The following is a 7,306-nucleotide window of genomic DNA, read 5'->3' as shown; positions in this document are numbered from 1 at the left end:
TCGTGCTCAACGACCTCCGCAGCCGCGTGCGTCTGCAGACCGACGGTCAGTTGAAAACCGGTCGCGATATTGTGATCGCCAGCCTGCTGGGCGCCGAAGAATTCGGTTTCTCCACCGGCCCGTTGATCACCATGGGCTGTATCATGATGCGGAAGTGTCACCTGAATACCTGCCCGGTGGGGATTGCGACGCAGAATCCGGAACTCCGCAAGAAGTTCGCCGGTCAGCCGGAACACGTGGTGAATTACTTCTTCCTGCTGGCAGAAGAAGCCCGGGAACTGATGGCCGAACTCGGGTTCCGCACGATGGACGAAATGGTCGGACGCAGCGATGTGCTGCAGCTGGACGAAGAAGTCGCGCACTGGAAAGCGAAGCACCTGGACCTGACTCCGATCCTGCGACTGGCGGAAAAACCACATCCCAATGTGGGCACCTATTGCACGATGGATCAACAGCATGGCCTGGAAATCGTGCTCGACAATGTGCTCATCAGCGAAGCTCAGCCTGCGATACTCAAAGGCGAACCGGTGACGATTGACGTCAAACTCAAGAACACCGATCGTACTTTTGGTACCATGCTGAGCCATGAAGTTTCCAAAGCGCATGGTGCAGACGGACTGCCCGATGAAACGATCCACATCAACAGTAAAGGTTCCGCCGGACAGAGTCTGGGAGCCTGGCTGGCACACGGGATTACCATTGAGCATGAAGGCGATGCCAACGACTATGTGGGCAAAGGTCTGAGCGGCGGTAGAATCATTATCTATCCGCCGGAAGATTCGACTTTCGCACCCGAAGACAACATCATCGTCGGTAACGTGAACCTGTACGGTGCCACCCAGGGTGAAGTCTATATCCGCGGCCAGGCCGCCGAACGTTTCTGCGTGCGTAACTCAGGTGCCTCGGCAGTCGTTGAAGGAATTGGCGATCATGGTTGTGAATACATGACCGGTGGTCGGGCCGTCATTCTGGGAGAGACCGGCAGAAACTTTGCGGCCGGGATGTCCGGTGGTGTGGCTTATGTCTACGATCCCGAAGGGCTGTTGCTGCAGAACAGCAACCTGGAAACCATTGAACTGGAACCGGTGGAAGAAGCCGACGACATCGCAGAACTGAAAGCGTTGATTGATAACCATCGCAAATTCACCGGTTCGACGATTGCCAGGAAGATCCTGGATCACTGGGAATCGGAACTGGAATCATTCAAGAAGGTGATGCCCGTGGATTACAAACGGGCGTTAGAGGAAATGGCGGCTGAAGAAGCTGAGGTCGTCGTTTAAGCAGGCTTCGTCAGGCGTTCCTTGAACTTCCAATCGGGTGAGAGGAGCGTCTTACTGAGTGCATATCTTTCGCGAACAACAGAGATAACATTTATTTAGAGTGAGATAGAATTATGGGCAAGCCAACTGGCTTCATGGAATTTCCCCGGGAACTGGGTGCAGACCGTAAACCCGAATTGCGCATTCTGGACTGGAACGAATTTCACGATCACCTGACAGACGAAGAACTGGGGAACCAGGGCGCCCGCTGTATGGATTGTGGAATCCCCTTTTGCCACACCGGTAAAACACTGGCCGGCATGGCTACAGGCTGTCCGGTCAATAACCTGATCCCGGAATGGAACGACCACATCTATCACGGTCGCTGGAAGGATGCACTGGACAGTCTGCATAAGACCAACAACTTCCCGGAATTCACCGGCCGCGTCTGCCCGGCTCCCTGTGAGGGATCCTGCGTGCTGGGAATTACAGAACCCCCGGTTACAATCAAAAACATCGAGAACTCCATCATCGATCATGCCTTCGATCAAGGCTGGGTCGTCGCCAATCCACCAGAAGTCCGTACGGGCAAAAAGGTCGCCGTCGTCGGTTCCGGTCCGGCCGGCCTGGCTGCTGCCGCCCAGTTGAATACCGCCGGTCACAGTGTGACAGTCTTTGAACGCGATGACCGTATCGGTGGTCTGTTGATGTACGGCATTCCCAATATGAAGCTGGAAAAATGGATCGTGCAGCGTCGCGTCGATCTGCTGGCTGATGAAGGCGTCGAATTCATCACCAACACATCCATCGGCGTTGACATCACCGCTGACCAGCTGATGAAAGACTTCGACGCGGTCGTGCTCTGTACCGGCGCCACCAAACCCCGCGATCTGCCGATTGCCGGTCGCGAACTCAACGGCGTGCACTTCGCGATGGAATACCTGTCGAAGAATACCAGGAGCCTGCTGGACTCCGGCCTGGAAAGCACGCACTACCAGAATTCCCCCGTGGAAAACTTCATCAACGCCGAAGGCAAAAAAGTCGTCGTCATCGGCGGTGGTGATACCGGGAACGACTGCCTGGGCACCGCTATGCGGCAGAAGTGCGCCAGCCTGATTAACCTGGAAATCGTGCCCCCGCCACCGAGCGAGCGTGCCGCCAGTAATCCCTGGCCTCAATGGCCGAAAATCTTCCGTGTCGATTACGGCCACGAAGAAGCGGCTGCCGCCTTCGGTAAAGATCCGCGGATGTTCCAGATGTCGACCGTCGAATTTGTCGGCGACGAAAACGGCAACTTAAAAGGGATCAAAATCTGCGAAGTCGACTGGTCCAAACCCGATGACAACGGCGCACCGTTTACGCTCGTGGAAGGTTCCGAACAGGAACTGGAGTGCGACCTGGTCTTCCTGGCACTGGGGTTCTTAGGCCCCGAGCATATCATCAGCGAACAGCTGGACCTGGAACTGGATGGCCGCACAAACTTCAAAGCCGAGCATGAGCAGTACACGACCAGCCTGGAAGGTGTCTTCGCCGCCGGCGACTGCCGACGCGGACAGAGCCTGATCGTCTGGGCGATCAACGAGGGCCGCGGCGCCGCCCGCGAATGCGACCGCTACCTGATGGGAGCAACCGAACTGCCATAAGCTGGCGTTCTGTTTTTGTGCCAGTGATGTCTGAGAAAATAATCTGATGATACGACGAGGATATCGGGAATGACAAATCAGAATATTCAACCCGATCCAGAACAGCCGGGTCATATTCAGCAGACAGGCATGTGGACGGAAACGAACTGCCAGGTTATTGAGCTGCCACTGACGAAAGAGTCACTCATTCTGGTCCTGCGTTGCGCACTGGATGCAGAGAAGTCGCCGTATACGCATCAGGAAATTGCCTGGTGGGCCGACAATTTTCATCAGGCGCAGTTCGACTATGAAAATCCCATCGACGAAACCGTCGCCGACGTCGCCCTCGATCTCCATCTGCAGTGGCAGATGTATTTGGACAACACCTACACCAGGGAAGAGCTGCGGAATCTGGATTTCTCGAAGGTCCGGTTACCTGCCGAGTGGTTCTCAAACTGGCTGGAACAGTTGGGCGGTTAATGCTTGTGAATCACATTTGATTGCGGACTAAGCCTATATAAACCTGGCCATTCTGTCCGGAGCATGAGTTATATATTCGGTTCGAACCCGAAGCGTCCTGTTGGTGTCAGCTCTGAATTGCCAGTCATGGTGTTCAGAGCATAACAGACTCAGCGATAGGGACCGTCCTCATGTCACCAGATCATTTACAGAAAAAACTTCGGTTGCAAATCCGATTGACTGCCATCGATGAGTCTTTGTATCAGGCGTGGCAGCGGTGGTGTGGGGATCTGCCGTTTGTAGATGTGCACCATGGTTCGATCTTTGATGAACCCGCAGATGCGATCATCAGCCCGGCGAACAGCTTCGGCTTCATGGATGGCGGCATTGATCGGCTCTACCTGGAACGCTTCGGACCGTCATTGCAGGATCGGGTTCAAAACCAGATCAGAGAAAATCATGGAGGTGAACTCCTGGTCGGCGCAGCGACGATGGTTGAGACAGAGGATCTGGAATTCCCGTTTCTGATCGCGGCACCTACGATGCGGGTGCCGATGCCGGTAGAAAACTCAATCAATGCATTCCTCTCGGCCCGCGCGATCTTCCTGTTCATTCGCAATGGCGTCATTCCTTCCGGACAGTATGCGGGTCAGCCGGTGCGCGAGCATGTGAAATGCATCACTATCCCGGGGCTGGCTACCGGAGTGGGACGCATGTCTGCCGTTAAATGTGCAAAGCAGGTACGCGCTGCGATTGAGGATGTGGTTCTGGATCGGTTTGAGTTTCCGCAAAGTACGTCACAGATCCGCAAACGGCATGATCGGCTGTTGGGGAAATAAACAGAATGACTTATCTGGTGCATCTGATTTTCTGATTCTGTAGGATAGGGTACTATGAAATGAAAGCCCACTTAGGATCATTTGATATCGAATAAAGGAAGTACCGATTGAGTTACCAGGTGATTCGAGATACATGTCTGTCGATTTCTCAAGGTGAATTGAACTCAGCTCGACTGAAGATCGCTTCAGATTTGCCGTTCGTACCTCTCGAGAATGCCGGGAGAAAATATTCTGACGTTCAGAAAACCAGGCTCTATCTGCGCGACGGTTTCATTGACCGCTATTCGGGTGAGAAACTGGTTTTTCCTCCCGTATTGCGGTTGATGTCAAAACTGATGCCGGCTGAATTTCCCTACCATCCCAACTGGAAAATGACGGAATGCCATATTGCATACTGGCAGCTCTCTCCTACCATCGATCACATCGTGCCGGTCGCCCGTGGTGGGGCAGATGACGAAACCAACTGGGCCTGCACTTCGCAGTTAAGAAACAGTGCCAAGGCCAACTGGCTGCTCGAAGAACTTGACTGGCAACTTCAGCCTCCCGGGGATTTGCAGGAATGGGATGGTCTTATACACTGGTATGTGGATTATGCGAATGATCATCCCGAAATGAAAGAAGATCCCTGGTTGTGGGCGTGGTTGCGAACTGCAGAGAAGGCCCTTAATGAAAAATTGTAAATATTGAATTTCAGAAAGAGAGAACCTTGCAGGAACCGACGCCGGAAATGATAACGTTTTATGAACGTCGCACGCAGGCCCATATTGAACGGGTGCAGCGGAATCTGTCTCTGTTGGCGGAACAGTGGGAGTGCGGGGCAGAACTGCTGGCGCGGGCAGAGGTGCATGATGCGTCCAAGTATGGTCCTGAAGAACGGGTGCCTTATATCTGGCTGACCGAATTTCATCGCTGTCGCTGGCGGAAGATTCCCTTTCAATATCCGCCGGGAATGGAAGAGCGGGTACAGTCTGCGATCAGGCATCATGTCACCAGCAATCGACATCACCCTGAATTTCACAACGATCCCAATGAGATGACCGACATCGATCTGATAGAGATGGTCTGTGACTGGACGGCGATGTCAGAAGAGTTCGGCCAGGATGAAGGGAGTGCCCGAGGCTGGGCAGAAAGAACTATCGGACATCGCGTGCCATTCAATGACGAGAAGACGCAGTTTGTGTTTGCGGTGATTGAGCAGTTGGACCGGTTGCGAACATCCGATGGTGTAGGGGATAAAGAGCAATGACGAGCCTGCCAAAATACAGTCAGCTGGAGATTGAACGTCGCTGGCTGGCAGAGGAGCGGCTGCTGCCGGACCTGGCATCGTTACCCGTGCGGATAATCACTGACAAGTATCTGGATTCGGGGCGTTTGCGGCTGAGAAAGATCGAAGGGGCAGGCGCAGTTCAATTCAAACTGTGTAAGAAGTACGGAAAGTGTAGCGGGTTCTCTGAGCCGATTACGAACCTGTATCTCACGTCAGAAGAGTATGAGCTGCTGTCGGTACTGCCGGGCAGGATGCTGGTACGTCAGCGGTTTACATATCTCTTTCAAAATGTTCCCTTCAGTATCAATGTCATCGTCGGAAAGGCGGCTCCTGTGATTGTGGAGGCCGAATTCGTCAGTGAAACGGAGGCCGAGGACTGTGAACCACCCCCGTTTTGTACTGAGGACGTCAGCGCGCGAATCGAATATGAAGCCGTGATGCTGGCTGAAAGCGTGTGAGTTCACGAACGAACAAATGATTGGTACTTGTGCCTCAAGCTTAGATGGAATGAGCACTGAGCAATTCAATGCTGTTTCTCTCGATCAGGATATACATCTAATTTGTCTCTATTCATTCCCCTGTTCAACGAAATTCAGATTTCATTGTTCAGAATTATCTTGAGCTGATAATCGATAGTTCACGCAGCACAATTCATTCGTGCACATGAAAACAAGGGGGATTTCCCTCACATGGGAACCAAATAGTCTTCACCAGCAAACAGACTCAACGAGACTACTTTGCATGACGATGTAGGATATGAAGTACCATAAAATATTGATACTCAGACATATCAATAACGCTTTAATTATGCTGTTTCCTGAGGAGACTACTCCATAAATTCTTTCATCTATCATACCTTGATCGTTGATGATGAATCAGCGATACGCGAGCTTCTGTCGCGCGCATTGTCTCAGCATGGCTTCCGGTGTGATACAGCCGAAAATGGTGAAACCGCGCTGGAGATGTGTGCCCGTCACCAATATGATTTGATCATCACCGATCTTAAAATGCCCGTTATGAACGGACACATTTTTTGTACCCAACTGATGAAGCAGCAGGATCGGAAACCGGAAATCTGTGTTCTCACCGGCATTATACAGCCCCTGATCGATGAGGACTTGAGGAAGCGTGGAATCAAACACCTCTATCGCAAACCTGTCGAGTACAAAGAGTTTGCCAAAAACATGCTGGAAATCCTGAACAGGAAAAAAGCCTCACGGCATAAGAACCTGGAACCGGCTCAGTCAGACGAATCCACGACTCCGTCCGGTTCGAAACACAACGTGGTTGTTCTGAGTACGGATTCGTCTTTCTGTCACCGTATTGTCCTGGCATCCGCCGAGTCTCCCCTCGATGTGATTGTCGCCCTCAGTACAGACCACCTGCTGGAAATTGTGAATGAAAAACGGATCGATTTGCTGATCATCGATCAGGAAATAACGGGCTTTCTGCGCGGCAATCAGATCGTGGAACGTCTCCACGCCGACCTGATCAATATACCTGCATTCCTGCGGGGCTCTCGAGACTCGCTCGCGCGTCTGAATATCGACAATTGCCAGGGTGTGGAAAAAACGATTGAAGAAGAAACCGATGAAACAGAAATTCTGAATCTGGCTTACGGATATATGTCACGCCTGTCGCATCATTGCCTGATGATCGATTCCGCGGCACGTCGCCTTGTTACGGAATTCAGTGATGTTCCACCGATTCCCCACGTACTGACCAGACTGGTTGCCCATGCCACCCGTTCCACACTGGAAATTTCGATTCCACAACTGGTCAGCGAAATTGAAACGGATTCGCGACTGACTTCCGAGTTGATCAAGGTCGCAAATTCGTCTCAGGTTGCCGCCTCTTCGA

8 protein-coding genes are annotated in these 7,306 nt (G+C 52.4%); all 8 read left to right on the top strand.

All coding sequences use genetic code 11. The features are described 5' to 3' along the window. The coding region (locus tag AACZ40_RS27380; RefSeq protein WP_339676739.1) for a glutamate synthase-related protein at positions 1–1,280 on the top strand (1,280 nt) is incomplete at its 5' end. Between the two features lie 113 nt (positions 1,281–1,393). Next, positions 1,394–2,902 (top strand): glutamate synthase subunit beta, encoded by a 1,509-nt coding sequence (locus AACZ40_RS27375; protein WP_291168383.1) that lies wholly within the window; start codon positions 1,394–1,396, stop codon positions 2,900–2,902. Between the two features lie 69 nt (positions 2,903–2,971). After that, a complete protein-coding gene (locus AACZ40_RS27370) occupies positions 2,972–3,361 on the top strand; it encodes a hypothetical protein (protein ID WP_291168381.1) in 390 nt (129 codons plus the stop codon). A 170-nt stretch (positions 3,362–3,531) separates the two neighbouring features. Further along, positions 3,532–4,179, top strand: coding sequence for a macro domain-containing protein (locus AACZ40_RS27365; protein ID WP_291168379.1), 648 nt, complete (start codon positions 3,532–3,534; stop codon positions 4,177–4,179). Positions 4,180–4,286: 107 nt separating this feature from the next. Next, positions 4,287–4,859 carry a hypothetical protein gene (locus AACZ40_RS27360; protein WP_291168377.1) on the top strand — a complete coding sequence of 191 codons (573 nt, stop codon included), beginning with the start codon at positions 4,287–4,289 and terminating at the stop codon, positions 4,857–4,859. A 47-nt stretch (positions 4,860–4,906) separates the two neighbouring features. After that, positions 4,907–5,425 (top strand): DUF5662 family protein, encoded by a 519-nt coding sequence (locus tag AACZ40_RS27355; RefSeq protein ID WP_291168375.1) that lies wholly within the window; start codon positions 4,907–4,909, stop codon positions 5,423–5,425. Further along, positions 5,422–5,904, top strand: coding sequence for a hypothetical protein (locus AACZ40_RS27350; protein ID WP_291168374.1), 483 nt, complete (start codon positions 5,422–5,424; stop codon positions 5,902–5,904). Before AACZ40_RS27355 ends, AACZ40_RS27350 begins: the two co-directional genes overlap by 4 nt. Positions 5,905–6,303: 399 nt before the next feature. Then, the coding region (locus tag AACZ40_RS27345; RefSeq protein ID WP_339676732.1) for a response regulator at positions 6,304–7,306 on the top strand (1,003 nt) is incomplete at its 3' end.

Origin of the sequence: uncultured Gimesia sp., from assembly GCF_963972345.1 — a bacterium.
Classification (GTDB): Bacteria; Planctomycetota; Planctomycetia; order Planctomycetales; family Planctomycetaceae; genus Gimesia.
This window is presented reverse-complemented; position numbering and strand designations above follow the sequence as displayed.

Coding starts and splice junctions, on each gene's coding strand:
- AACZ40_RS27375 (WP_291168383.1), top strand. CDS start 1,394: ATGGGCAAGCCAACTGGCTTCATGGAATTTCCCCGGGAACTGGGTGCA.
- AACZ40_RS27370 (WP_291168381.1), top strand. CDS start 2,972: ATGACAAATCAGAATATTCAACCCGATCCAGAACAGCCGGGTCATATT.
- AACZ40_RS27365 (WP_291168379.1), top strand. CDS start 3,532: ATGTCACCAGATCATTTACAGAAAAAACTTCGGTTGCAAATCCGATTG.
- AACZ40_RS27355 (WP_291168375.1), top strand. CDS start 4,907: ATGATAACGTTTTATGAACGTCGCACGCAGGCCCATATTGAACGGGTG.
- AACZ40_RS27350 (WP_291168374.1), top strand. CDS start 5,422: ATGACGAGCCTGCCAAAATACAGTCAGCTGGAGATTGAACGTCGCTGG.